Below are 1,673 nucleotides of genomic sequence, written 5' to 3'. Positions count from 1 at the left end.
GCGCGGATCGCGGCAGATGGGTGCACTGGCCTGTTCGTTTGTGCGCCTCTCTGAACGAGAACCACTGCCCGGTCAAGGATTGCCTTCCGTCCCTGCCGCAGGCTCGTGGATCGCCGGCGTGTGGCGGTGTTGCCTGGGTTCGCGAGGGCGCTGAATCGGCACGGCTGGTGGTGAGTGGTCGGCGCGTAGGGCCATGGCGAAGGTGATCGCGCCGAGGGCGGCCAGGGTTGCTATCACGGCGAAGACTGTGCGTAGCCCGCTGAGTTGCAACGCCGGTCCGGCGGCGGTGTATCCGACGAATGCGGCTAGGTTTTCGGTGGTCGTCACTGCGGTCATCACGTGAGGTCGGATAGGTGCCGGGGAGCGTAGGGTGACGCGGGTGTTGACCGTTGCGGCTAGCAACGGCGTGGCCAGTCCTACCAGGAACAGTCCGCTGGCCATGACGAATGTCTGGTCGACGAGTAGTAGCCACAGCGGGGCGCATTGCAGCAGGGCGGCGCCGGTGAGGGCGGTGTTGTTCATCCGGCCCAGGCTGGTGACGGCCACCAGGCTGCCGATGGCGAGGCCGGCGCCGTTTGCCGCGGTGAGTAGCCCTAGCGTCCGAGGGTCGCCTCCCAGGTCATCCAGGACCAGCACTGGCAGGCAGATGAACACAGCGGGGACCGAGATGGTCACCAACGTCTGGGCGAGCACGAAGAGCCGAAGTGCTCGGTGGCGAAGCGCGTGGCGTAGGCCCGCGAACGTGTCGCCCTGCTCGTCGCTCACACGATGGGACTCCCTGTGCGCGCCTGCCACGACGGTGGCGGGCGGCCGGACGAAGGCGACCAGGATGACGTAGGAGATGAGGTACGTGCCGGCGTCGATCCAGAGGACCTGGGCTGGCCCGAGCAGGGCGATGAGTAGGCCGCCGAGAGCGGGCCCGGCGAGGGCGGCGACTCTGGTCGCACCGTCGATCAGGCTGTTGGCCCGGGCGAGCAGTTTCTCGTCGGTGCCCCGTGTCGGGCCGAGGAGGTCGGCCAGGATGAGCCGCTGCGAGGAGACGTAAGGAGCGGTGAACGCACCGAGACTGAACGAGACCGCCAGCAGGGCCGGCAGGCTCAGCCATCCCGCCTGATGCAGCAGCGGAATCAGCGCCATCAGCGGCACGCGCGCCGCGTCGCAGATCAGCATCGTGCGCCGCACACCGAGCCGGGCCACAACCCTGCCGCTGGGCAGGCCCAGTGTCACGACGCCGAGGAACTCTGCGGCCAGGACCGCGCTCATCTTCACCGGCGAGCCGGTGGTCACCAGAACGAACCACGGCAGCGCCAGGAGGGTGAGCCAGGAGCCGAAGGTGGACAGCAGCTTCGCGACGAACAGGGCGAGCAGTCCTGGTGTGCGCAACATCAGCTTGGACCGTCGTGCGTGGGGACGGCGTACCCGAAGAAGGCGACGCGGCGGGCGTGCGCCTTACGGGGCCGTGTGGCGGCGGTGTACTCGCCGATGAGGGCTTTGATGCGCTCAGTTACCTCGACCAGCTCGTCGGGGTCGAGGTAGCCGATGTCTTCGCCGACCCACGCCGCTTCCTGCCAGGCGGTGTCGAAGTCGTCCTGGTGGCGTTGGTAGGCGTCCAGGGCGGCGAGCCGCTGGGCGATGAACTGCTCTCGCAGCGCCCGGGAGGCGGCGACGAACTC

General features: G+C 68.5%; 2 protein-coding genes. Both read right to left on the bottom strand.

All coding sequences use genetic code 11. From position 1 onward, the window contains the following. Positions 1–72: 72 nt before the first annotated feature. Positions 73–1,386: an MFS transporter gene (locus SLP03_RS31335; RefSeq protein WP_319464250.1), complete on the bottom strand. Its 1,314-nt coding sequence runs from the start codon at positions 1,384–1,386 to the stop codon at positions 73–75. Further along, positions 1,386–1,673, bottom strand: a 288-nt coding sequence (locus SLP03_RS31330) for a hypothetical protein (RefSeq protein WP_319464249.1), incomplete at its 5' end; no start/stop codon positions are given. The genes SLP03_RS31330 and SLP03_RS31335, both read right to left, overlap by 1 nt.

Origin of the sequence: Micromonospora sp. RTP1Z1, assembly GCF_033804685.1 — a bacterium.
GTDB lineage: Bacteria > Actinomycetota > Actinomycetes > Mycobacteriales > Micromonosporaceae > Micromonospora.
The sequence above is the reverse complement of the archived record's forward strand: the minus strand, read 5'-3'. Positions and strand labels throughout refer to the sequence as shown.

Excerpts from the sequence above, each read along its gene's own strand:
- SLP03_RS31335 (WP_319464250.1), bottom strand. The coding sequence starts at position 1,386 with ATGTTGCGCACACCAGGACTGCTCGCCCTGTTCGTCGCGAAGCTGCTG.